Raw genomic sequence first — 22,996 nt, 5'->3', positions numbered from 1 at the left:
TCGACGGCATGGCTTTGGCAACGAAGACCGACCGGACGACACCCCGGCCCCCCGCCGCCCCCACCCGCGGCTTCTGGGCGTCCACGCTCGGCAAGAAGACGGTCATGGCCGTGAGCGGCCTGCTGATGCTCGCCTACCTCGTCGCGCACGTCGCGGGCAATCTGAAGGTGTTCTTCGGCCCCGAGGAGTTCAACGCCTACGGCCACTGGCTGCGGGTCATGGGCGCCCCCGTGCTGCACCACCAGTGGGGTCTGTGGATCGCCCGCGTCGTGCTGCTCGCCGCCGTCGTCGCGCACGCCGTCTCCGCGTACCAGCTGAGCCGCCGCGACCTCAAGGCCCGCCCCACGGCGTACGTGCACCGGCGCCGGCGCTCCTCGTACGCCACCCGCACCATGCGCTGGGGCGGTGTCATCCTCGCCCTCTTCATCGTCTGGCACGTCCTCGACCTGACCACCGGCACCGTCCACCCCGGCGGCTTCGAGGAGGGCAAGCCCTACCAGAACGTCGTCGACACCTTCTCCACCTGGTACGGCGACCTCGTCTACATCGTCGCCATGCTGGCCCTCGGACTCCATGTCCGGCACGGCTTCTGGAGCGCCGCCCAGACCCTCGGAGTCGGCAACGCCCGCCGCGAACGCGCCCTCACGTTCCTGGCCAACGCCCTCGCGCTCGTCCTGACCGCGGGCTTCGTCTCCGTACCCGTCGCCGTCATGACCGGAGTGGTGAGCTGAATGACCTCCCCCGACTACACCCTGGGCGCCCCGCTCGCCGACGAGAAGGCCCCCTCCGGCCCCATCGCCGAGCGCTGGGACACCCGCCGCTTCCAGGCCAAGCTGGTCAACCCCGCCAACCGGCGCGGCCACCGCGTCATCGTCGTCGGCACCGGACTCGCGGGCGGCTCCGCCGGCGCCACCCTCGCCGAACAGGGCTACCAGGTGGTCCAGTTCTGCTACCAAGACTCCCCGCGCCGCGCCCACTCCATCGCCGCCCAGGGCGGCATCAACGCCGCGAAGAACTACCGCAACGACGGCGACTCCGTCCACCGCCTCTTCTACGACACCGTCAAGGGCGGCGACTTCCGCGCCCGCGAGTCCAACGTCCACCGGCTCGCCCAGATCTCCGTCGAGATCATCGACCAGTGCGTCGCCCAGGGCGTCCCCTTCGCCCGGGAGTACGGCGGCCTCCTCGACACCCGCTCCTTCGGCGGCGTCCAGGTCTCCCGCACCTTCTACGCCCGCGGCCAGACCGGCCAGCAGCTGCTGCTCGGCGCCTACCAGGCGCTGTCCCGGCAGATCGCGGCCGGCAACGTCGAGATGCACCCGCGCACCGAGATGCTCGACCTGATCGTCGTCGACGGCCGGGCCCGCGGCATCGTCGCACGCGACCTCGTCACCGGACAGATCTCCACCCACTACGCCGACGCCGTCGTCCTCGCCACCGGCGGCTACGGCAACGTCTTCTACCTGTCCACCAACGCCATGAACTCCAACGCCACCGCCGTGTGGCGGGCCCACCGGCGCGGCGCGTACTTCGCCAACCCCTGCTTCACCCAGATCCACCCCACCTGCATCCCGCGGACCGGCGACCACCAGTCCAAGCTCACCCTGATGAGCGAGTCGCTGCGCAACGACGGACGCATCTGGGTCCCCAAGGCGCAGGGCGACACCCGCCCCGCCAACGAGATCCCCGAGGACGAGCGCGACTACTACCTGGAGCGCATCTACCCGTCCTTCGGCAACCTCGTCCCCCGCGACATCGCCTCCCGCGCCGCCAAGAACGTCTGCGACGAGGGCCGCGGCGTCGGCCCCGGCGGCCAGGGCGTCTACCTCGACTTCGGCGACGCGATCCGGCGGATGGGCCGGGCCGCGGTCGAGGAGAAGTACGGCAACCTCTTCGACATGTACGAGCGGATCACCGCCGAGAACCCGTACGAAGTGCCCATGCGGATCTACCCCGCCGTGCACTACACGATGGGCGGGCTCTGGGTCGACTACGACCTCCAGACCACCATCCCCGGCCTCTTCGCCGTCGGCGAGGCCAACTTCTCCGACCACGGCGCCAACCGGCTCGGCGCCTCCGCCCTCATGCAGGGCCTCGCCGACGGGTACTTCGTGCTCCCCGCCACCATCAACGACTACCTGGCCCGCCACCCCCACAGCGAGCCCGTCACCGACGCGCACCCCGCCGTGCGCGAGGTGATCGCCGAGACCGAGGACCGGATCCATCTGCTCCTCGCCGTCGACGGCGACCGCACCCCCGACTCCTTCCACCGCGAACTCGGCGAACTCATGTGGGAGTTCTGCGGCATGGCCCGCACCGAGGAAGGCCTGCGCGAGGCGCTGCGCCGCATCCCCGGGATCCGCGAGGAGTTCTGGCGCCGCATCAAGGTCCCGGGCACCGGAGAGGAGTTCAACCAGTCCCTCGAGAAGGCCAACCGGGTCGTCGACTACCTGGAGCTCGCCGAGCTCATGTGCCTCGACGCCCTCCACCGGGAGGAGTCCTGCGGCGGCCACTTCCGCGAGGAGTCCCAGACCCCGGACGGCGAGGCCGCCCGGCGCGACGAGGAGTTCTCGTACGTCGCCGCCTGGGAGTTCACCGAAGCGGGCGGCCCGGTCCTGCACAGGGAAGACCTCGTCTTCGAACACGTCCACCCCACCCAGCGGAGCTACGCATGAGGCTCACCCTGCGCGTCTGGCGCCAGAAGAACGCCGGCGCCGAAGGCGCCATGTCCACCTACGAGGTGGACGGCATCTCCTCCGACATGTCCTTCCTGGAGATGCTGGACACCCTCAACGAGGAGCTCATCCTGCGCGGCGAGGACCCCGTCGCCTTCGACCACGACTGCCGCGAGGGCATCTGCGGCGCCTGCAGTCTCGTCATCAACGGGGACGCCCACGGCCCCGAACGCACCACCAGCTGCCAGCTGCACATGCGGTCCTTCCGGGACGGCGACACCATCGACGTCGAGCCCTGGCGGGCCGCCGCCTTCCCGGTCGTCAAGGACCTCGTCGTCGACCGCTCCGCCTTCGACCGGATCATCCAGGCCGGCGGCTACGTCAGCGTCCCCACCGGCTCCGCCCCCGAGGCGCACGCCACCCCGGTCCCCAAGGCCGACGCCGACTCCGCCTTCGAGCACGCCGAGTGCATCGGCTGCGGGGCCTGCGTCGCCGCGTGCCCCAACGGCTCCGCGATGCTCTTCACCTCCGCCAAGGTGAACCACCTGGGCGTGCTGCCGCAGGGCGCCCCCGAGCGCGAGACCCGTGTGCTCGACATGGTGGCCCAGATGGACGCCGAGGGTTTCGGCGGCTGCACCCTCACCGGGGAGTGCGCGACCGCCTGCCCCAAGGGCATCCCGCTGCCGTCCATCGCGGCGATGAACAAGGAGTGGCTGCGGGCACGGCGCAAGGCGGGCCGCCCGTAGGGGCGGGGGCCGGCCGGGCGCCGGGCACGACCCCCGGGCCCGGCACCCGCGGCGGACGCCGCGCCCACCCGCGTGGCGTCCGCCGGGAACGGAGCCGAGAATGAGAGGGCGGGCGGGATGCGTCACGCCGTCCGCGCGTAGGGAACCTGTCACCGAGAACCGGCTGGGGTCCAGGTGATCGTGCATGTGCCGATGGCTCGCGTACTGGGGAACGCCCGTACTGCTCGACACCATCCTGTACCGGCCGACCCACTCCCTGATCGACCAGAGCCTGCACGCGAAGCTCGGTGTGGAGACCACCAACGGTGACGGCTTCGGCGTCGGCTGGTACTCGCCGGACAACGACACCCCGGCCCTGCTCAGGGACGTGGGCCCGGCCTGGAACAACCGCAATCTGCGCGAGCTGGCGGACCACGTGCGGTCGTCGCTGTTCTTCGCCCACATCAGGGCCTCGACCGGGACGGCGGTGCAGCAGTCGAACTGCCACCCGTTCCGGCACGGACGCTGGATGTTCATGCACAACGGCGCCATCGCGGGGTTCCCCCTGCTGCGCAGGGAGCTCAGCCTCCTCGTCGACCCCCGGCTGTACCCCGACATGGAGGGCACGACGGACTCCGAGGTGATGTTCTACCTGGCGCTCACCTTCGGCCTCGACCGGGACCCGCCCGCCGCCGTGGCCCGGATGGCCGGCGTGGTGGAGCGCCTCGGGCACGAGCACGGCGTGGAGTTCCCGCTCCAGATGACGCTCGCCATCACCGACGGCGAGCGGGTCTGGGCCTTCCGCTACTCCAGCGCGCGGGCCTCGCGCTCGCTGTTCTACAGCAGCCGCGTGGAGGCGCTGCGCCGGCTCCACCCCGACCTCGGCTTCCTGCAGGAGGTCTCGGGAGAGACCCGCCTCATCGTCTCCGAACCGCTCGGCGACCTGCCGGGAGCCTGGAACGAGGTCCCGGAGAGCAGCTACGGCGTCGTCCAGCCGGGTGTCGACGAACTCCACCGCTTCGCGCCGGCGCCCGCCTGACGAACGGCTGTGACACCCGTCCGCCGGCCCGGGCCGGCGCCGCCCCGTGGCCCGGCGCCTACGGTGTGGCCCCGGCCGCGCGCCGGATCGCGTCGAGGGTGCGCGCCACGTCGTCGTCGGTGGTCGACCAGTTGCTCACCGAGATGCGCATGACGCGCCGCCCGCGCCAGGTGGAGCCGCTGATCCACGCCGTGCCGTCGTCGAGCAGCCGAGCGAGGACCCGGTCCGTGCGCCCGTCGTCGCCGAACTCGGCGCACACCTGGGTGAACACCACGTCGTTGAGGACGCTCGCCCCGTCGACGGCGGCTATGCCGGCGGCGAACGTGGCGGCGTGCCGGCACAGCCGCTCGACGAGGTCGGCCACCCCGGACCGGCCGAGGGCGCGCAGCGCGGCCCACACGGTGAAGGCGCGGCCGCGGCGGGAGAGTTCGGGAACCTTGTCGACGGGGTCGCCGTGCTCGTGCTGGATCAGGTAGTCGCCGCGCTCGCCCATCGCCGCCCGGAGCGCGGACGGGTCGCGCACGATCGCGAGCCCGCAGTCGTAGGGGACGTTGAGGGTCTTGTGGGCGTCCGTCGCCCAGGAGTCGGCGCCCGCGACCCCGGCCGTCAGATGGGCGTGGCGCGGCGAGACGGCCGCCCACAGCCCGAAGGCGCCGTCGACGTGCACCCAGGCGCCCGCCTCGCGGGCGGCCTCCACACACTCGGTGAAGGGGTCGAAGGCGCCGGAGTGGATGTCGCCGGCCTGGAGGACCACGATGACGGGTCGCCCGCCACCGTCGGCCAGCGCCTGCCGCAGTGCCCCGGCATCGATCCGGCCCTGGTCGTCCGCCGGCACCGTTTCGGGGCTCCCGAGGCCGAGGTAGCGCAGGGCCAGGCCGACGGCCATGTGCCGTGACGCCCCGGCCAGCACGCGTACGGCCGGACCGCCGTGGAGGCCGTCGCGGGCCACGTCCCAGCCGGCCCGGCGCAGCACCTCGTCCCGGGCCGCGGCGAGACACGTGAAGTTCGCCGTCGTCGCGCCCGTGGTGAAGCCGACGGAGCCGTCGCCGGGCAGGCGCAGCAGATCGAGCAGCCATGCGCCGGCGATGTCCTCGACCGCCGCGTAGGCGGGGGAGACGGCGCGCATCACGCAGTTCTGGTCCCAGGCGCTGACCAGCCAGTCGGCGGCCAGCGCGGCCGGTTCGGTGCCGCCGACCACGAATCCGAAGAAGCGGCCGCCGGGGAAGGCCGTGAGCCCCGGTTCACAGGCCGTGGCGAGCAGGTCGACGACGTCCGCGGGGGTGCCGGGACCGTCGGGGAGGCCGGGACCCAGGGCGCGGGCGATCGCGTCGGCGTCGGCGCGGGCCGGGACCCGCCGGTCGGGCAGGCTCGCCAGCCACCGGACGGCATGGTCGTACGCCTGGCGGAGCGCCGCCTCACGCGGGTCCATACCTCGGACTATGCGACCGTCCCCGCCGCCGCGCAAGCCACGGCCGAAGCGCCTCCCGGTCGCGTGGCGGGCCCCCTACGGCCGGTCACCGGCGGAGGTAGGCCAGTACGGCGAGGACCCGCCGGTTGTCGTCGGCGGACGCGTCGATGCGCAGCTTCCCGAAGATGCTCGCCGTGTGCTTGGCGACGGCGCTCTCGCTGATGTGCAGGGTGTGGGCGACCGCCGCGTTCGACCGGCCCTCGGCCATCAGCCGCAGCACGTCGTGCTCGCGCGCAGTGAGCGCCGCGGTGGTGCCCCGGGCGTCGCCGCGGGCCAGCAGCCGGGCGACGACCTGCGGGTCCAGCACGGTGCCGCCGGCGGCGACGGTCCGCACCGCGTCGACGAACTGGGCGGTGTGCGTCACCCGGTCCTTCAGGAGATAGCCGACGGCTCCCTCCCCGCCCGCGAGCAACTCCTGGGCGTACAGCTGGTCGACGTACTGGGAAAGGATCAGCACCGGCAGGCCCGGCCGCTCGCGCCGGGCGTCCAGCGCGGCCCGCAGCCCCTCGTCGGTGAAGCCCGGCGGCAGCCGGACGTCGATCACGGCGACGTCCGGCCGCTCCTCGCGCAGCGCACGGCGCAGCGCGGGCTCGTTGTCCACGGCCGCGACCACGTCACAGCCGTGCTCCCGCAGTGTCCTGGTCAGCCCGTCCCGGAGGAGGAAGAGGTCTTCGGCGAGGACGACGCGCACGGTATCTCCAGGATCGCGAGAGTGGGGCCGCCCGGCGGACTGTGCAGGGCGAGGGTTCCGTCGAAGGCGAGCAGCCGGCGCCGCACACCGAGCAGCCCGCCGCCGCCGGAGGACGCGTCGGCCCCGCCGCGGCCGTCGTCGGCGACGCTCACCCGCAGGACGCCGCCACACTGGCCGAGCCCGATGCGGACCTCCCGGGCGGCCGCGTGCTTGGCCGCGTTGGCGAGCAGCTCGGCGACGGCGAAGTAGGCGGCGGACTCGACGGCAGCCGGGAGGCGTCCGGGCGGCAGGCCGACGTCCACGTGCACGTCCAGGAAGCTGTCCAGGGCCAGCGAGCGCACCGCGTCGCCGAGCCCACGGTCGGCGAGAACCGGCGGCAGGATGCCGTGCACCAGCTCCCGCAGGTCCTGCAGGGCCCGCTCCGAGGCCGCGCGCACCTCGACGAGCAGGGTGCGGGCCGCCGCCGGGTCGCTGTCCAGGAGCCGGGTCGCCTCCTCCAGCGTCATCCCCAGGGCCACCAGCCGCGCCTGCGCCCCGTCGTGCAGGTCCCGCTCGATACGGCGCAGCTCGGCGGCCTGCACGTCCAGCGCGTCAGCCCGGCTGTCCGTCAGATCGGCGACCCTGCTCGTCAGTCGGGCGGTGCGCGACGCGGAGAGCGCCCGGCCGCTCCAGCGGGCGTGGCCGGCGAGCGCCCGGGGCGCGAGCGTCAGGGCCGCGGCGACGAAGGCGAGACCCAGGAGCAGGGCGGCCGCCGTGGTCGCGGTGGAGCGGACGGGCACGAAGGCGTACCAGTTCCCGTCGCCCAACCCGCGCCACACGAAGGGCTGGACGAGCACACCGAACACCCCGTACCAGAAGAGACACAGCGGCACGGCCACGACGAGACCGCCGGTGACCGGCTCCAGCCACGCCCAGCGCAGCTCGCGCCAGAAGCCCTCGTCGCCGAGGATCGCCCTGGCCGTGCGGGGGAGCGGAGCGGGCGGGACGACCGCCCTGCCCGACCACGCGGCCGTACGCCCCCGCTGCCGGTCGGCGCGCCGGCGCAGGGCCGCCGCCGCGGGCGGCAGCAGCGGAAAGCCGAGGCCCACGGGCAGCAGGAGCAGCGCGCCCACCACCAGTCCGCCGTGGAGGGGAAGGAGCAGGGCGCGCAGCGAGTGCCGCTGGCACCGCCCGAGGGCCGTCCAGGCCGCCCGCCCTCTCCCCACCGTGTGTTCCCCCATGTCAGAGCGCGCTGCGTCGCGCCGCTGCGATCGTAACCCCCGGCGCGCGCCCGCCCGCCCCGGCCACCCACAGGACCGCCGCGAGCAGGCAGGCGGCGCCGAACAGGAGCATCGGGGGCACCGCTCCGGACTCCTCGTCCATGAAGAGCAGCATTCCCAGGTTGACCAGGGCGTGGAAGCCGCCCGCGAGGAGCAGCCGGCCGGCCCGGATCCGCTCCAGGGCGAGCCCGAGCACCACGGACATCGCGACCGTCGCCGCCAGGAACCCGGCCGCGTACGCCGGTGCCCGCGTGAACACCCCCACATGCCACACGCCCCACACCGAACCCACGAGCACCGAGGCGGTCAAGGGGCCGAAGCGGGTGCGCAGCAGCGGCTGCAGCAGACAGCGCCAGCCGACCTCCTCGCCGCAGGCACCCACCAGCTGGGCCGCCGCGATGAGCAGGAACGGGTGGGACAGCGTGCGCGGATCGGTGGCCACCGGCCCCCCGTGCACCACCGCGTACGTCCCCGCCGACAGCGCGATGACCAGCGGTGCGGTCAGCAGCAGCCACCCGGACGTCCCCGCCGACCCGGTGCCGCGCGCGGGAGACAGCCCGGCCTCGGCCCCCGGCCGCGGAGCCGTGTCCGGCGCCGCGCGCAACGCTCCGGCCAGGCGCCGACGGACCGGCGCGGGCCACAGGAGCGCCACGACGAGCACGCCCACCGCGGGCCCGAACTGGGTGAGCTGCAGCACCTCGGGGGGCACCCCGAGCGCCGGCTGCACCGCCCCGAGCAGTCCCGCCGCGACGAACGCCACGGCGAGGAACACCCCCGCCTCCGCCTTCCGTCCCCGTATCCCCATGCCGTCGGCCTCCCGTCGCCCGGTCCGTTTCCGTCACCGCCGACTCTGCCGTCCGGCGCGCCCGCGGTCCCTGGAGGCGGCTGCCGGACGGGGGTGTGTCCAGGTACACCCCCGCGCGGGGCGGGAGTCGACCCGGGGCCCGGCTCACCGCGCCCGCGGGGGAGGACGGGGAGCGGTGCGCAGTCAGCGGGCGAGACGGGCGGCGAGGAAGCGTGCGGTCCGGCTGTCCGGGGCGGCGGCGACGGCCGCCGGTGTCCCCTCGGCGACGATCCGGCCGCCCTCGTCGCCGCCGCCGGGGCCCATGTCGAGGACCCAGTCCGCGGTCGCCACCACGTCCATGTCGTGCTCCACCACGACCACGGTGTGCCCCGCCTCGACGAGCCCGTGCAACTGGCGCATCAGCACCTCCACATCGGCCGGGTGCAGCCCCGTCGTCGGCTCGTCCAGCACGTAGAGGGTGTGCGCGCGGCGCGGCCGCTGCAGCTCCGCGGCCAGCTTGATGCGCTGCGCCTCGCCGCCGGACAGCTCCGTCGCGGGCTGCCCCAGCCGCAGATAGCCGAGGCCGACATCGAGCAGCGTGCGCAGACTCCGCGCGGCCGCCGGCGTGTCCGCGAAGAAGCCGGCTGCCGACTCCACCGTCAGATCGAGCACTTCGGCGATCGTCCGTCCGCGCAGCCGCACCTCGAGCGTCTCCGGGTTGTAGCGGGCGCCGCGGCAGTCCGGGCAGGGCGCGTAGGTGCTCGGCAGGAACAGCAGCTCGACGGAGACGAACCCCTCGCCCTGACAGGTCTCGCAGCGCCCGCCCGGCACGTTGAAGGAGAACCGGCCCGCCGTGTAGCCGCGGGCCCGGGCCTCCTCCGTCGCCGTGAACAGCTTGCGCACCACGTCGAACAGGCCCGTGTACGTGGCCAGGTTCGAGCGCGGCGTGCGCCCGATCGGCTTCTGGTCGACCGTCACCACCCGCGCCACGGCCTCCCCTTCCTCCGCCGCCACCGTCAGCGCGCGCACCAGGGTCGACTTCCCGGACCCGGACACCCCGGTGACGGCGGTCAGGACCGCGAGCGGGAACGCCGCGTCCAGGCCGCGCAGATTGTGCCGGGTGACCGGCCCGGTGCGCAGCAGCCCGGCGGGCTCGCGCACGCTCCGCTCGGGCACGGGCCGCCGCTCGAAGAGGAAGCGCCGGGTCGCCGACGCGGCCACCTCGGCGAGCTGCGCGGGCGGACCGCTGTACAGCACCCGGCCGCCGTGCTCCCCGGCCCGCGGGCCCACGTCCACCAGCCAGTCGGCGTGCCGCACCACGTCCAGGTGGTGCTCGACGACGAACACCGTGTTGCCGGCCGCCTTCAGCCGGTCCAGGACCACGAGCAGCGCCTCGGTGTCCGCCGGGTGCAGGCCCGCCGACGGCTCGTCGAGCACGTACACCACCCCGAAGAGCCCGGCCCGCAGCTGCGTGGCGAGCCGCAGGCGCTGCAGCTCCCCGTTGGACAGGGTCGGTGTCGCCCGGTCCAGGCTGAGGTAGCCGAGGCCCAGTTCGGTGACGGTGGCGATCCGCGCCACCAGGTCCCCGGTGAGCACCCGGGCCGTCTCCGTCCCGCCCGCCGCCTCCAGCGTCCTCGCCAGCTCGGTGAGCGGCAGCGCCGCGAGCTCCGCGATCGTGCGGCCCGCGAAGGTCACCGCCAGCGCCTCCGGCCGCAGCCGGCTGCCCCCGCACAGCGGACACGGCTCACTCGTCAGGAACCGTTCCGCCTTCGCCCGCAGCGTCGCGCTCTTCGAGTCGGAGAAGGTGTGCATCACATAGCGCCGTGCGCTCATGTACGTCCCCTGATAGGGGCGTTGGATGCGGTTCGCCTCCCGTACCGGATGGACCGTGACGACGGGCTGCTCGTCGGTGAAGAGGATCCACTCGCGGTCCTCGGCGTCGAGCTCCCGCCAGGGCCGGTCCACGTCGTGGCCGAGCGCGTCCAGGACGTCCCGCAGGTTCTTGCCCTGCCAGGCTCCCGGCCAGGCCGCGATCGCCCCTTCCCGGATCGACAAGGAGGGGTCGGGGACCAGGAGTTCCTCGCTCGTCCCGTGCACCCGTCCCAGACCCTGGCACGAAGGGCACGCTCCCGCCGCGGTGTTGGGGGAGAAGGCGTCGGAGTCGAGGCGCTCCGCTCCGGGTGGGTAGCTGCCCGCGCGGGAGAACAGCATCCGGAGCGAGTTGGACAGGGTGGTCACCGTGCCCACCGAGGAGCGCGCGTTCGGCGCCGCGCGGCGCTGTTCGAGCGAGACCGCCGGCGGCAGGCCGGTGATCTCGCCGACCTTCGGCGCCCCGACCTGGTGGATGAGCCGCCGGGCATAGGGGGCCACCGACTCGAAGTAGCGGCGCTGGGCCTCCGCGTAGAGCGTTCCGAAGGCCAGCGAGGACTTGCCCGAACCGGACACCCCGGTGAAGACGGTCAGCGCGTCGCGCGGGATGTCGACGTCGACGCCCCGGAGATTGTGTTCACTGGCTCCCCTGACCCGGACGAAGGGATCGTGGGGAGCGGCGGGAGAGCTGCCGGGGGTCTCGGGGTCGGGGGCGCGCATTCGCTGATTCTAGGCCGTGTTTATGGCGTTTGCCCTGGTCAGGCCCGCCAGGCGGGCGAGCCGGCGATACGAGTCGAGCAGGGCGTCCCGGTCGTACGTGCTGGTGGTCACCAGGATCTCCTGCGCGCCCGTCTCCTTCACCACCGCCTCCAGGGCCTCGGCGACCCGGTCCTCCGTCCCGTACACGTGCCCGGCGAGCCCGGACTCGTAGAATCCGCGCTGCCTCTCCGTCATGGCGAGCGTCTCGATCCGCTCCGGCGGGGCCAGCGGCGGGAAGACCCCGAGGGTCCTCGCGTGGGCCGTCGACCAGGCCTCGGGCATCAGCAGCCGCCGCGCCTCCTCCTCGCTCTCCGCCACCACGACCGTGCCCGCCACCGCCACGTAGGGCTCCGCCGACCACGGCGAGGGGCGGAACGCGGCCCGGTAGGCGTCGACGGCGTCGAGCAGCCGGGTCCGCCCGCGCAGGTCGCCGACGACCAGCGGCAGCCCCGCCGCGGCCGCGATCGCCGCGCCCTCCCCGGTGGCCAGCACGTACGGCGGCACCCGCAGGCCCTCGGCGGGGCGGGCGTGCACCTGCGGGTGGGCGGTCTGTTCGCCGGTGAACCAGCCGAGCAGCTCGTCCAGTTGCGCGGCGAACCGGTCGGCGTCCTCCTTGTCCCGCCCCAGCGCCCGCCGGATGCCGTCGGTGAAGCCCACCGAACGCCCCAGGCCCATGTCGATCCGGCCCGGGAACAGGGCCTCCAGGACCCCGAACTGCTCGGCCACCACCAGGGGCTGGTGGTTCGGCAGCATCACCCCGCCCGTACCGACCCGGATGCGGGTGGTGGCGGCGGCGACGGCCGCCGCGAGCACGGTCGGCGCCGAGCCGGCCACCCCCGGCACGCTGTGGTGCTCCGACACCCAGAAGCGGTGATAGCCCAGCGCCTCGGCCTCCCGCGCCAGCCGGACGGTGTCGCGCAGTGCCTGGGCGCCGTCCTCGCCCTCCCGGGTGCGGGAGCGGTCGAGGACGGAGAGACGGATGCCGTCCAGGGGTGTCGTCATGCTGCTCACACAGGCTTCAACGCCCCGGGGCGCCGGGGATTCCCCGGCGGTGTCCGGCCGCTCCGCGGCGCCGTCCGCTGCCTAGGCTGGGGGAGTGATCCGACAGCACCGGCCCGTGGCCGTCTTCGACCTCGACAACACCCTCGCCTCCACCGCCCACCGGCAGCACTTCCTGGAGGGGCGTCCGCGCGACTGGGACGGCTTCTTCGCCGCCGCCCCCGCGGACCCGCCGCTCCCCGAGGGCCTCGCGCTGTGCCGCGAGACCGCCGGGGAGTGCGACATCGTCTACCTGACGGGACGGCCCGAACGCTGCCGCCGCGACACCCTCGACTGGCTCGCCGCGCACGGACTTCCGGAGGGGCCGGTGCACATGCGCCGGGACCGCGACTTCCGCCCGGCCCGGCAGACCAAGCTCGACGTGCTGCGCCGGCTGGAGCGCGACCGTGAGGTCCGCGTCCTGGTGGACGACGACGAGCTGGTCTGCGACGCCGCCGAGGCGGCGGGCTTCACCGTCGTCCGCGCCCGGTGGGCGGCGGCGTCGGAGGCGCTGAAGGAGGCGCAGGAGGTGGAGGGGCGGGCGTGAGGCGCCTGCCTCAGGCCTCCTCCTCCTCCAGGCGGAAGCCGACCTTGAGGCCGACCTGGTAGTGCTCGATCGCCCCGTCCACGAGGTGGCCCCGTACCTGGGTCACCTCGAACCAGTCGAGACCCCTCAGGGTCTGCGAGGCCCGTTCGATGCCGTTGCGGATGGCCTGGTCGACGCCCTCGGTGGACGTGCCGACGATCTCGGTGACGCGGTAGGTGTGGTTCGACATGGAAGCCGGACTCCTCTCGGTGCCCCCGGTGCGGGTCCCCTCCACCGTGCCCCACCCGGCCGGGGTCCGCGACACGTCCGCCGCCGGCCGGCGGAGCGCGGAGGAGTCGGTAGAGGACTTGACCATCCGCATTGGTCCAGACCAGAATCCAGGCCACATACCCGCGCGAACCCTCCGTTCGGTCCCCCCACGTCGGGTCAGCAGCTCCCCTGCAGAAGGTGACCTACGTGAAGAACCGCCGTCTCGTCTGTGCCCTGGCAGTCGTCTCCGCCCTCTCCCTCGCCGGGTGCGGGCTGCTCCCCGGTGGCGGGAGCAAGAGCCGCACGGTGAACCTCTGGCTGATGCGCGACAGCGTCAGCGACGACTTCCTCCAGCGGTTCACCCAGGCCTACGAGGCCGAGCACGACGGTGTCGAGCTGAAGGTCACCATCCAGGACTGGACCGGCATCGGGAAGAAGGTCACCGAGGCCATCCAGGGCCCCGGCGGGCCGGACGTCATCGAGGTCGGCAACACCCAGGTCGCCCAGTACGCCGACACCGAGAAGCTCTACGACCTCACCCTGGAGTCCGTGCGCGACCTCGGTGGCCAGGACTGGCTCCCCGGCCTGGCCGAACCCGGCAGCATCGACGGCGCCCAGTACGGCATCCCGTGGTACGCGGCCAACCGCATCGTCATCTACAACAAGGACCTCTTCGCCGCGGCGGGCGTCCGCCCGCCCGCCACCCGCGGCCAGTGGCTCGACGACACCGAGAAGCTGAACCGGGACGGCACCCAGGGCATCTACCTCGCCGGACAGGACTGGTACACGCTCTCCGGCTTCATCTGGGAAGAGGGCGGCGAACTCGCCGTCGACAAGGGCGGCGTCTGGGCCGGCGCCCTCGACAGCCCCGCCGCCCTGCGCGGCATGGACTTCTACAAGGACCTCCAGGCCCTCGGCAAGGGGCCCCGGAACGCCGACGAGCAGAACCCCCCGCAGGCCGAGGTCTTCGCCCGGGGCGACGTCGCCCAGATCATCGCGCCCCCCAGTGCGATACCGGCCATCACCAAGGCCAACCCCGGGCTCAAGGACAGACTGGGCTTCTTCCCCATCCCCGGCAAGAAGGCCGGACAGCCCTGCGCCGTCTTCACCGGCGGCTCCGACCTGATCATCCCGGAGAACGCGCCGGAACGCACCGCCGCCCTCGACGTCGTCAAGGCGCTCGCCGGCGAGAAATGGCAGGGCGAACTCGCCCGCGCCATGAACTACGTGCCCAACAAGACCTCCCTCGCCTCCGTCGTGGCCGGCCAGGAGGCCACCGCCACCATGGCCGTCGGCGCCGCCCGAGGTCGCGCCACCCCCAACTCGCCCCAGTGGGCCGACGTCGAGGCCGACAACCCCATCAAGCCGTACATGACCGCCGTCCTCTCCGGCGACGACCCCCGGCAGGCCGCCCGGAACGCCTCCGAACAGATCACCGACACCCTCGCCGAATAGGCGCTCCGCCCACCATTCAGCGCCTCCACATCACTCGGCCCCCGCACGGTCACGTCGAATCCAGCCACTCACGGAAGAAACGAGGAGCCGGGCCACCGCTCGCACGGCCCGGCACCGACCGTCCCCTTCCGTCGTGCCGGAGGAGCCCGCCATGGCCGCCGTACCCCTTGCCCCGACCGTCGCCGGACCGCCCCGCGAGACCCTCGCCGCCGTACCCGCCCAGCCCCGGCCCGGCGAACCGCAGCCCCGCTACGCCGTCGGTCTCGCCCGGACCGAGGAGGACGTCCGCGCCGCCCAGCGGCTGCGCCACCTGGTCTTCGCCGGCGAGATGGGCGCCCGCCTGGACGGGCCCGAGCCCGGCCTCGACAGCGACGCCTTCGACGCCTACTGCGACCACCTGCTCGTACGCGAGGAGGAGACCGGCGAGGTCGTCGGCACCTACCGGGTGCTGCCGCCCGAGCGGGCCGCGATCGCGGGCCGACTGTACTCGGAGAGCGAGTTCGACCTCGCCCGGCTCGCCCCGATCCGGCACGACCTGGTCGAGGTCGGCCGCTCCTGCGTCCACCCCGCCCACCGCAACGGCGCCGTCATCGCCCTCGTCTGGGCCGGCCTCGCCCGCTACATGACCCGCACCGGGCACAACTGGCTGGCCGGCTGCTGCTCCGTCCCGCTCGCCGACGGCGGCACCCTCGCCGCCGCCACCTGGGACACCGTCAGGGCCGGGCACCTGGCCCCCGAGGAGTACTGGGTCACCCCGCACCGCCTCTGGACCCCCGAGGGCGCCGCCCCCGCCAAGGGCCGCGTCGAGCTGCCCCCGCTGCTGCGCGGCTACCTGCGGCTCGGCGCCTGGGTCTGCGGCGCCCCCGCCCACGACCCCGACTTCGGCGTCGCCGACCTCTACGTCCTGCTCTCGCTGCGCCGCACCAACCCCCGCTACCTGCGCCACTTCCTCTCGCTCGCCCCCGCCCGGTGACCGGCCCCACGGCCCCGTCGCCGTGGCTCCCCACGGCCCCGTGCACGCCCGGCCGGTGCGCCGCCCATCCCGGTCCCGCAGCGCCGCGCTGCGGGACCGGCCGGGCCGTGCTCCGGCTCACCGCCGGGCTCGTCGTCGTCCTCCTCGGCGTCCTGCTCGCCCCGGCGGCGCTCCCGCTGCCGCCGGCCCGGCGTGCGCTCCTCGTCCGGCTCTGGTGCCGCACGGTGCTGCGCGCCTTCGGGGTACGCCTCCGGATCTCGGGCACCCCCGCGCCGGTCGGCGTCCCGCTCCTGGTCGTCGCGAACCACGTGTCCTGGCTGGACATCCCGCTGATCGGCGCCGTGCTCCCGGGCCGGATGGTCGCCAAGCGCGAGGTGCGCGGCTGGCCGGTGCTCGGCCCGGTCGCCGCGCTCGGCGGGACCCTCTTCATCGACCGCGACCGGATCAGGAGCCTGCCGGGCACGGTCGGGGCGATGACGCGCGCGCTCGCGGACGGCGGCCGGGTGGTCGTCTTCCCCGAGGGCTCCACCTGGTGCGGGACGGCGGGCGGGGCGTTCCGGCGGGCCGCCTTCCAGGCCGCGCTCGACAGCGGAGCCGCCGTCCAGCCGGTACGGATCGCCTACCGGCCGGCGGGCCCGGCCGCCTTCGTCGGCGAGGACACCCTCGGCGCCTCGCTGTGGCGGATCGCGAGGGCGCGGCGGATCGAGGCCGGGATCCGGGTGCTGGATCCGATATCCGGCACCCGGTACGCCGACCGCCGCGCCCTCGCGCGCGTCGCTCAGTCCACGGTCGCCAGCGAGAGCGCGAACCGGCCCTCCGCGTCCGTCCACCAGTGGGAGAGCGTGAAGCCCGCCTCCGCCAGCTCCGCGCGCACCCCCTCCTGACGGAACTTCGCCGAGATCTCCGTCCGCATCTCCTCACCCGCCTCGAACGGCACCACCAGATCGAGCTCCGGGATCTTGACCACGAGCGCGTGCCGCGCCCGCAGCCGCATCTCGATCCACTCGTGCTCCCGGTCCCACCGCGCCACGTGCTCGAAGTCCTCCGGACGGGCGTCGGCCCCCAGCTCCCGGCCGAGGACGGCCAGCACGTTCCTGTTGAACTCCGCCGTCACGCCGGCGGCGTCGTCGTACGCCGCCACCAGCGTGGCCTCGTCCTTCACCAGGTCCGTTCCGAGCAACAGGGCGTCCCCGGGCACGAGCATCGTCCGGACGCCCCGCAGGAACTCCCGCCGCTCCTCCGGCAGCAGATTGCCCACGGTGCCGCCCAGGAACGCCACGAGCCGGGGCCCCACCGTCGGCGGCAGGTCGAGCCCGTGGGTGAAGTCGGCGACCAGGGCGTGCACGCGCAGCCCGGGCCGCTCCTGGAGGAGTGCCTCGCCCGCGCCCTCGAGCGCCGACTCGGACACGTCCACCGGCACGTACGCGTCCAGGTCCGGCAGCAGCGCGTCGATCAGATGCCGCGTCTTCTCCGACGAGCCCGAGCCGAGCTCCACCAGGGTCCGCGCGCCGGTCGCGGCCGCGATCTGGTGCGCGCGGGAGACGAGGATCTCCCGCTCGGCGCGGGTCGGGTAGTACTCGGGCAGCCGGGTGATCTCCTCGAAGAGCTCGCTGCCGCGCGCGTCGTAGAACCACTTCGGCGGCAGCTCCTTCGGGCTCTGGGTCAGGCCGTGGAGAACGTCGGCGCGCAGGGCGGCGCCGGTGGCGTCCTCGGGCAGGGTGCGGGTCAGCTGGAAGGGGCTCACGGGGAGGGCTCCTTGAGCGGGGTGAGGACGACGTCGGCGCCGGAGGCGGTGAGGACCGTGCGGTCCGGCACCTCGGTCCAGCGCGGATCGTCGTCGTACGGTTCGGAGGCCACGACCGTCCGGCCGGGCCCGGTGAGATACCAGAGCGAGTTCCCCCAGGCCGTCGCCGTGATCGTCGCCCCGTCGGTGAGCAGCAGGTTGAGCCGGGCGCCGGGGGCGGCCTCGGCCACCTCCCGCACGGTGTCGGCGAGCGCCCGCTCGGGCGCGTCGCCGGCCCGCAGCCGGTGCAGGGCCAGCGCCCACACCAGGGCCGAGTCGGTCCGCGCCGGCAGGTCGAGCAACTCCGCGGCCGGCAGCGCCGCGGCGAGCGGGACGAGGGAGCCGGGCCAGCCCGGGACGGCCCCGTTGTGGCTGAACAGCCACCGGCCGGCCGCGAAGGGCGCCGCGGCGGCCTCCCCGTCCGCCCCCGGCAGCGTGGCGCCGCGCACGGCGGCGAGCAGCGCCCCCGTGCGCACCACGCGGGCCAGGTCGGCGAAGGAGAGGTCGCCCCAGATCGGTGCCGCCCGCCGGTAGCGGGCGGGCACCGGATCTCCCTCGGCGTACCAGCCCACCCCGAAGCCGTCGGCGTTCACCACGCCGCTGCTCTGCGTCCGCGGCTCCCAGGCCTGCCGCTCCAGGGAGTGCGGGGGACGGAGCACGAGTTCGCCGAGGGGCACTTCTTCGCCGAGGTAGGCGAGATGCCGGCACATCAGGCCGGCCCCGCGTTCCGGGCGGTGCGGAAGCCGGCGAAGATCTGGCGCCGCACCGGCAGGTCCCAGTTGCGGAAGGTGCCCCGGCAGGCCACCGGGTCGACGGCGAAGGAACCCCCGCGCAGCACCTTGTGCGCGGGTCCGAAGAAGACCTCGGAGTACTCCTTGTACGGGAAGGCGCGGAAGCCCGGGTACGGCAGGAAGTCGCTGGCCGTCCACTCCCACACGTCGCCGATCAGCTGACGCACCCCGAGCGGGGAGGCCCCCTCGGGATAGCTCCCGGCGGGCGCGGGCCCCAGGTGCCGCTGCCCCAGATTGGCGTGTTCGGGGCCGGGGTCGGCGTCGCCCCACGGATAGCGCCGGGAGCGGCCGGTCGCCGGGTCGTGCCGGGCCGCCTTCTCCCACTCGGCCTCGGTGGGCAGCCGGCGACCGGCCCAGCGGGCGTAGGCGTCCGCCTCGTACCAGCTGACGTGCAGCACCGGCTCGTCCTCGGGCACCGGCTCGGTCACCCCGAAGCGGCGGCGCAGCCACCGGCCGCCCTCGCGCCGCCAGAACAGCGGTGCCTCGATGCCGTGTTCGCGGATCTGCTGCCAGCCCTCGGCCTGCCACCACCGCTCGTCGTGGTAGCCGCCGTCGGCGACGAAGGCCTGGTAGGCGCCGTTGGTGACGGGAGCGGTGTCGATCAGGAAGGCCGGGACGATCCGGGTGTGCGCCGGCCGCTCGTTGTCGAGAGCCCACGGCTCGTCGGAGGTGCCCATGGTGAACGGACCGCCGGGCACCAGGACCTCGGTCCGCCCGGGCGGATCCGAAGCGGTGGCCGGCGGCGGGGCGCTGAGCGCCGCGGGTCCCTTGCGCAGCTGATGGGTGATCAGCATCGTCTCGTCGTGCTGCTGTTCGTGCTGCGCGATCATCCCGAAGGCGAACGCGGAGTCCAGCAGCGGGCGGCCCTCCAGGCGCGTGCCGTCGAGGAGGTCCAGGACGCGGGTGCGGACGTCCGCCGCGTACGCCCGGGCCTCGGCGGGCGCGAGCAGCGGGAGGGAGGGCCTGGCCGCCCGCGGGTGCTCGAAGGCGTCGTACAGCGAGTCGATCTCGGGCCGCAGCGCCTCACGGCCGCCGACGGCCCGCCACAGCCACTGTTCCTCCTGGTTGCCGATGTGCGCCAGGTCCCACACCAGCGGCGACATCAACGGTGAGTGCTGGGCCGTCAGATCAGGTTCCTCCACGCAGGAGGTGAGCAGCTCGGTCCGGTCCCGCGCGGCGCCCAGCGCCGCCACCACCCGCAGCCGCAGCGCGTGTTCGTCGACGGGCTTCTCCTCGGGCGCGGTCTCCTGTGTGGTCATGAGGCCACCTCCTGCAGCTCGTCGGCCGGGCAGCAGCCCCGCAGCACGTACCTCTCGTGGAAGGCGGCGACGGCGGCCACGACCGCGGGCGACGCCCCGATCCTGGGCAGCGCCTCCAGTGCCGCCGGGAACACCTCCAGTGCCGCCCTGTGCAGCGCCGGGTCGGTCAGCCCGTCCCGGGCGGCGATCCGCCACAGCGGGTTCCGCGGCGCCGGCGCCTGCCCGGCCAGCGCCTCCAGGGGCCCGACGGCCCGGTGGGCGGCCTCGGCGGCCGACGGGTCCTCGAACAGGGCGGTGGTCACCGCGATCGGCACCATCCACCCGTCGGGGCCGGACTGCGCGTCGATCATCCGCAGCTCCAGATGCCCGCGCGGCCGGACCGGCGGGAAGAGGGTCGTCATGTGATAGCGCAGATCGTCCGCGTCGGCCCGGCGCGGCCCGCCCTTGCGCAGCCAGTCCCGGAAGGTCAGCGCCTCCGGTACCTCCCAGGGCCCGCTCGGCATGCGCACGCACATCACCGGCGTGTCCAGGACGTGTGCCGCCCACGCGGCACGCGGCTCCCCATACGGGGCACCGCCGGCTACGCCGTCCGGGGAGGGGGCGAGCGCCCGTGAGGGGTCGAGCTCGTCCCACAGCAGCTGCCGCGTCGAGCGCCAGCCGGTCCGGCGCCCGCCGTGCACGGGGGAGTTGGCGAACACCGCCACCAGCACCGCGCCCAGCAGGTGCGCCAGGCGCCACCGCTGCCGGTAGCCCAGGGGCCCCGGGCCGTCCAGACCGGCGTCGAGACAGACCTGCACGGAGGCCGACTCGCACATCATCGCGCGACCCGAGGGACCGGTCCTTCCGAGGACCAGTTCCATGATGTCGTAGCGGGGTTCGTGCAGCACGCGCGCCCGGCGCGCGTGCCAGGGATCCACCCCGTAGCCGCTGAGGCCGAGCCCGAGCGGGGCGAGCGCCTCCCGCACCGCCCGCAGATCGGCGGCGAGCGAGTCCAGGCACTCCATGAGGGAGGCGGCGGGCAGCGAGCTGAGCTCCAGCTGCCCGCCGGGTTCGAAGGTGAGCGCCGCCGTCAGCGGCAGGGCCCGCACGGTGTCGATCGCCGCGGCCAGCCGGTGCGGCGGGACGGGGACGCGCGGATCACGCAGCTCGTGGACGAGCCACTCCAGCTCGGCCCCGACCGTCCGCGGCGGGCCCGTCTTGAAACAGATACATCGCAGCAGATCCTCGGCATCCCCCTCGGTCAGCAGGGGTCCGCCGCGCGGTATGCCGCTCGACGACGGTGTCGTCATCGCTCCACCTCCTGGGAAAGCGCTGATTCCACCTAAAGCCACCCGGCGAGGGCGTGCAAGAGCGCCTCCTGCGTCCCAGGAGGCAGCGCCGGGAAAACCCGTTGCCGTCCAGGAAGCCGGTCGATCATGCTTTCGGCCCATGAGCGCACGACTGCGGGCTCTCGCCCGTGCGAACGAGGAGATCGTGACCGCGGGCCGCTACACCACGCCGGACGGGCGGACCGTCTCCCTCGCCGGTCAGCTGGCCACGGCCCTGGCCGAAACCCGGCTGCACGGCCCCGAGCCGGTCGCCGTGACCCCCGGCACCGACCGGACGCCCACCCTCCAGGTCACCGGCGAGAGCAGCCTGGCCGCCGCCCGCCGGATGGTCCGCGCCGAGGCCGGCCCCCCTGTGGCCGTGCTCAACTTCGCCTCCGCCCGCAATCCCGGCGGCGGCTACCTGAACGGCGCCCAGGCGCAGGAGGAGGCCCTGTGCCGCTCCTCCGCCCTCTACGCCACCCTGCTGCGCGCACCGCGGTACTACGAGCACCACCGGGCCGAACGGGACCCCTTCTACACCGACCGGGTCATCCACTCGCCCAGCGTGCCGGTCTTCCGCGACGACGGAGGACGACTGCTCGACGAGCCCTTCACGGTCGGCTTCCTCACCTCGCCCGCGCCCAACGCCGGAGTGATCCGACGCCGCACCCCCGAGCTCGCCGACCGGATCCCCGCGGCCCTCGCCTCCCGCGCCGAGCGGGTCCTGGAGACCGCCGCCGCGCACGGCTACCGCAGGCTCGTCCTCGGCGCCTGGGGCTGTGGCGTCTTCCAGAACGACCCCGCCCAGGTCGCGGGCACCTTCAAGGCGCTGCTCACCGGCGCCGGCCGGTTCGCCGGCCACTTCGACGAGATCGTCTTCGCGATCCTCGACCGCACCCGCGACCGGGCCACCCTGGGGGCCTTCCGGAGCGTCCTCGACCCGTCCTGAGCGCCGCGGGGCGCCGGCGGGGCGCCGCGGGGGTCGTGCCGTGCTCGCGTCAGGAGTCCGGCGGACGTGTCCTACGACCAGCCGTACCGCTCGATCAACCTGGCGACCACCCGGTCGAAGCGCGGCCGGTCGAGCGCGCAGGCCTCGCGCCGCATCCCCGACTCGCGCACCCGCAGGACCCGGTCCAGATCCACCCACGACTCGCGCCGTCCGGCGTCCCAGGGCCCCGCTCCGATCGCCACCCACTCGCGATCGTGGTCGTGCCGCCTGCTCGACAGCTGTACGGCGAGCAGCGTGCCTTCCGCCTCCCGCGCGACCACCAGCACCGGGCGGTCCTTGCCCCGGCCGTCGTTCTCCTCGAAGGGCACCCAGGTCCACACGATCTCCCCCGGATCGGGGTCCCCGTCGTGGGCGGGCGCGTAGGAGGTGCGGACCGGCCCGATCGCGTGGGCGTCCGCCTCGGTCGTGGTGTGCGTCGGCATCGTCATCCCGGCACCGTAGCGTCCGCGCGTTCCGACACGCCCGGCCTGACGTGCGGGTTTCGTACCCCCGTGCGAGCCTGGGAGGAAGTTCCCCGACCACGGGAGGCATGATCGTGGGCAAGAAACAGACCCGGGTCAACAAGGGCGCCCGAACGGGCGGCCACGAACACCGTGCGGCGGTCGAGACCAAGACGAGCATGCAGATGCCCGAGGCGCCCCGCCCGGCCATCGACGTCGCGTCACACCGCAAGGAACGCAAGTTCGGGCACAACTGACGGGCGGGTGTCCGTCGTCGGGACGGTGCGTGGATGATGTACCCCCATTCACGCTCGTCCCTGGGGGGAACATGCGCACCGCCCGTCTCGCCGCGGCACTCGGCATCGTCCTGATCGCCGGACTCACCGCCTGCACCTCCTCCCCGGACCCGCAGGCCGCGGCGTCGCCCACCGTCACCTCGGACACCGTCCCGACGGCCACCACACCCCCGGCGCAGTCACCGGGCCGTGGCGGGGGCCTGCCCGACATGATCGGCGGAAGCGTCGCCGGCGCGTACAGCCAGCTGACCGGCGGCCTCAGGGCCGAGGACGCCTCGGGACAGGGCCGGATCGTCCCCGTCGACTCACCGGCGGCGGCGGACTGGAAGATCTGCACCCAGGAACTCGCCCCCGACGGCACCGCCGTCCTCGGCGCGGTGAAGAAGAACGAGAACTGCTGACCGGTCCCACCGGCACCACCGGGCGGGCCGGAACCGGGCGCTGCCCGAAATGCCGCGCGCCGGTGGCCCACCAGGCCCCTCGGGGCCGGTCCCGCACCGCCCCGCGCTCCGGCAGCGTCCGGGCTCCCGGCACAGGTCCGGGCACGGGGCCTTGCTAACCCCCTGCCCTGTCAGGCGTC

At 74.2% G+C, this 22,996-nt stretch carries 23 protein-coding genes; 11 read left to right on the top strand and 12 right to left on the bottom strand.

All coding sequences use genetic code 11. The features are described 5' to 3' along the window. The first annotated feature begins 8 nt into the window (after nucleotides 1-8). From ACGF1Z_RS03590 to ACGF1Z_RS03575, 4 genes are all read left to right on the top strand, one after another. Complete coding sequence (locus tag ACGF1Z_RS03590) at nucleotides 9-731, top strand: succinate dehydrogenase (protein ID WP_392999459.1); 723 nt, start codon at nucleotides 9-11, stop codon at nucleotides 729-731. Continuing rightward, a complete protein-coding gene (locus ACGF1Z_RS03585) occupies nucleotides 732-2,675 on the top strand; it encodes a fumarate reductase/succinate dehydrogenase flavoprotein subunit (RefSeq protein ID WP_392999457.1) in 1,944 nt (647 codons plus the stop codon). It begins immediately after the preceding gene. Next, on the top strand, nucleotides 2,672-3,421 hold the full coding sequence (locus ACGF1Z_RS03580; protein WP_392999455.1) for a succinate dehydrogenase/fumarate reductase iron-sulfur subunit: 750 nt from the start codon (nucleotides 2,672-2,674) through the stop codon (nucleotides 3,419-3,421). Before ACGF1Z_RS03585 ends, ACGF1Z_RS03580 begins: the two co-directional genes overlap by 4 nt. Before the next feature lie 184 nt (nucleotides 3,422-3,605). Next, complete coding sequence (locus tag ACGF1Z_RS03575; RefSeq protein ID WP_392999453.1) at nucleotides 3,606-4,439, top strand: class II glutamine amidotransferase; 834 nt, start codon at nucleotides 3,606-3,608, stop codon at nucleotides 4,437-4,439. A gap of 58 nt (nucleotides 4,440-4,497) precedes the next feature. Here ACGF1Z_RS03575 and ACGF1Z_RS03570 read toward each other — a convergent pair whose 3' ends face one another. The 6 genes from ACGF1Z_RS03570 to ACGF1Z_RS03545 all read right to left on the bottom strand — a co-directional run bounded on the left by ACGF1Z_RS03570 (nucleotide 4,498) and on the right by ACGF1Z_RS03545 (nucleotide 12,271). Further along, on the bottom strand, nucleotides 4,498-5,868 hold the full coding sequence (locus ACGF1Z_RS03570) for a pyridoxal phosphate-dependent decarboxylase family protein (RefSeq protein ID WP_392999451.1): 1,371 nt from the start codon (nucleotides 5,866-5,868) through the stop codon (nucleotides 4,498-4,500). An 85-nt stretch (nucleotides 5,869-5,953) separates the two neighbouring features. Further along, complete coding sequence (locus ACGF1Z_RS03565) at nucleotides 5,954-6,598, bottom strand: response regulator (RefSeq protein WP_392999449.1); 645 nt, start codon at nucleotides 6,596-6,598, stop codon at nucleotides 5,954-5,956. Next, the gene (locus ACGF1Z_RS03560) at nucleotides 6,550-7,803 is read right to left on the bottom strand and encodes a sensor histidine kinase (protein WP_392999447.1); all 1,254 of its coding nucleotides are present in this window, start codon (nucleotides 7,801-7,803) and stop codon (nucleotides 6,550-6,552) included. Before ACGF1Z_RS03560 ends, ACGF1Z_RS03565 begins: the two co-directional genes overlap by 49 nt. A gap of 16 nt (nucleotides 7,804-7,819) precedes the next feature. Next, nucleotides 7,820-8,662 (bottom strand): CPBP family intramembrane glutamic endopeptidase, encoded by an 843-nt coding sequence (locus tag ACGF1Z_RS03555; RefSeq protein WP_392999445.1) that lies wholly within the window; start codon nucleotides 8,660-8,662, stop codon nucleotides 7,820-7,822. Nucleotides 8,663-8,845: 183 nt separating this feature from the next. Beyond that, on the bottom strand, nucleotides 8,846-11,230 hold the full coding sequence (locus tag ACGF1Z_RS03550; RefSeq protein WP_392999443.1) for an ATP-binding cassette domain-containing protein: 2,385 nt from the start codon (nucleotides 11,228-11,230) through the stop codon (nucleotides 8,846-8,848). A gap of 9 nt (nucleotides 11,231-11,239) precedes the next feature. Beyond that, the gene (locus ACGF1Z_RS03545) at nucleotides 11,240-12,271 is read right to left on the bottom strand and encodes an MsnO8 family LLM class oxidoreductase (protein WP_392999441.1); all 1,032 of its coding nucleotides are present in this window, start codon (nucleotides 12,269-12,271) and stop codon (nucleotides 11,240-11,242) included. Between the two features lie 94 nt (nucleotides 12,272-12,365). On the opposite strand from ACGF1Z_RS03545, the gene ACGF1Z_RS03540 reads away from it, so the two are divergent. Continuing rightward, nucleotides 12,366-12,854, top strand: coding sequence for a hypothetical protein (locus ACGF1Z_RS03540; protein WP_392999439.1), 489 nt, complete (start codon nucleotides 12,366-12,368; stop codon nucleotides 12,852-12,854). A gap of 10 nt (nucleotides 12,855-12,864) precedes the next feature. On the opposite strand, the gene ACGF1Z_RS03535 is transcribed toward ACGF1Z_RS03540, so the two are convergent. Next, nucleotides 12,865-13,083 (bottom strand): dodecin, encoded by a 219-nt coding sequence (locus ACGF1Z_RS03535; RefSeq protein ID WP_392999437.1) that lies wholly within the window; start codon nucleotides 13,081-13,083, stop codon nucleotides 12,865-12,867. 227 nt (nucleotides 13,084-13,310) lie between these two features. On the opposite strand from ACGF1Z_RS03535, the gene ACGF1Z_RS03530 reads away from it, so the two are divergent. The 3 genes from ACGF1Z_RS03530 to ACGF1Z_RS03520 all read left to right on the top strand — a co-directional run bounded on the left by ACGF1Z_RS03530 (nucleotide 13,311) and on the right by ACGF1Z_RS03520 (nucleotide 16,415). Beyond that, entirely contained in the window at nucleotides 13,311-14,558 is a 1,248-nt protein-coding gene (locus ACGF1Z_RS03530) for an extracellular solute-binding protein (RefSeq protein WP_392999435.1), read from the top strand. A 151-nt stretch (nucleotides 14,559-14,709) separates the two neighbouring features. Further along, a complete protein-coding gene (locus ACGF1Z_RS03525) occupies nucleotides 14,710-15,531 on the top strand; it encodes a GNAT family N-acetyltransferase (RefSeq protein ID WP_392999433.1) in 822 nt (273 codons plus the stop codon). Continuing rightward, nucleotides 15,528-16,415 carry a lysophospholipid acyltransferase family protein gene (locus ACGF1Z_RS03520; RefSeq protein ID WP_392999431.1) on the top strand — a complete coding sequence of 296 codons (888 nt, stop codon included), beginning with the start codon at nucleotides 15,528-15,530 and terminating at the stop codon, nucleotides 16,413-16,415. The genes ACGF1Z_RS03525 and ACGF1Z_RS03520 overlap by 4 nt, the downstream gene beginning before the upstream one ends. On the opposite strand, the gene egtD is transcribed toward ACGF1Z_RS03520, so the two are convergent. From egtD to egtA, 4 genes are read right to left on the bottom strand one after another with little or no spacing between them, the layout of a single operon-like run. Further along, on the bottom strand, nucleotides 16,310-17,275 hold the full coding sequence (egtD, locus tag ACGF1Z_RS03515; protein WP_392999429.1) for an L-histidine N(alpha)-methyltransferase: 966 nt from the start codon (nucleotides 17,273-17,275) through the stop codon (nucleotides 16,310-16,312). The two genes, ACGF1Z_RS03520 and egtD, sit on opposite strands and share 106 nt — an antisense overlap. After that, nucleotides 17,272-18,024, bottom strand: coding sequence for an ergothioneine biosynthesis protein EgtC (gene egtC, locus ACGF1Z_RS03510; RefSeq protein ID WP_392999427.1), 753 nt, complete (start codon nucleotides 18,022-18,024; stop codon nucleotides 17,272-17,274). Before egtC ends, egtD begins: the two co-directional genes overlap by 4 nt. Next, entirely contained in the window at nucleotides 18,024-19,364 is a 1,341-nt protein-coding gene (gene egtB / locus ACGF1Z_RS03505) for an ergothioneine biosynthesis protein EgtB (RefSeq protein WP_392999425.1), read from the bottom strand. Before egtB ends, egtC begins: the two co-directional genes overlap by 1 nt. Then, nucleotides 19,361-20,653 carry an ergothioneine biosynthesis glutamate--cysteine ligase EgtA gene (egtA, locus tag ACGF1Z_RS03500; protein ID WP_392999423.1) on the bottom strand — a complete coding sequence of 431 codons (1,293 nt, stop codon included), beginning with the start codon at nucleotides 20,651-20,653 and terminating at the stop codon, nucleotides 19,361-19,363. The genes egtB and egtA overlap by 4 nt, the downstream gene beginning before the upstream one ends. Nucleotides 20,654-20,792: 139 nt before the next feature. On the opposite strand from egtA, the gene ACGF1Z_RS03495 reads away from it, so the two are divergent. Continuing rightward, a complete protein-coding gene (locus tag ACGF1Z_RS03495; protein ID WP_392999421.1) occupies nucleotides 20,793-21,620 on the top strand; it encodes a TIGR02452 family protein in 828 nt (275 codons plus the stop codon). Nucleotides 21,621-21,691: 71 nt separating this feature from the next. On the opposite strand, the gene ACGF1Z_RS03490 is transcribed toward ACGF1Z_RS03495, so the two are convergent. Then, nucleotides 21,692-22,108 (bottom strand): type II toxin-antitoxin system PemK/MazF family toxin, encoded by a 417-nt coding sequence (locus ACGF1Z_RS03490; RefSeq protein WP_392999419.1) that lies wholly within the window; start codon nucleotides 22,106-22,108, stop codon nucleotides 21,692-21,694. Nucleotides 22,109-22,215: 107 nt separating this feature from the next. Between ACGF1Z_RS03490 and ACGF1Z_RS03485 the strand changes: the two genes are divergently transcribed. Next, on the top strand, nucleotides 22,216-22,377 hold the full coding sequence (locus tag ACGF1Z_RS03485; protein WP_393000355.1) for a hypothetical protein: 162 nt from the start codon (nucleotides 22,216-22,218) through the stop codon (nucleotides 22,375-22,377). 71 nt (nucleotides 22,378-22,448) lie between these two features. Next, on the top strand, nucleotides 22,449-22,817 hold the full coding sequence (locus ACGF1Z_RS03480; protein ID WP_392999417.1) for a hypothetical protein: 369 nt from the start codon (nucleotides 22,449-22,451) through the stop codon (nucleotides 22,815-22,817). The last annotated feature ends 179 nt before the right edge of the window (nucleotides 22,818-22,996 follow it).

Origin of the sequence: Streptomyces sp. NPDC048018, from assembly GCF_043202995.1 — a bacterium.
Lineage (GTDB): Bacteria > Actinomycetota > Actinomycetes > Streptomycetales > Streptomycetaceae > Streptomyces.
Note: the sequence above shows the minus strand (reverse complement) of the source record. Positions and strands in the feature narration are given on the sequence as shown.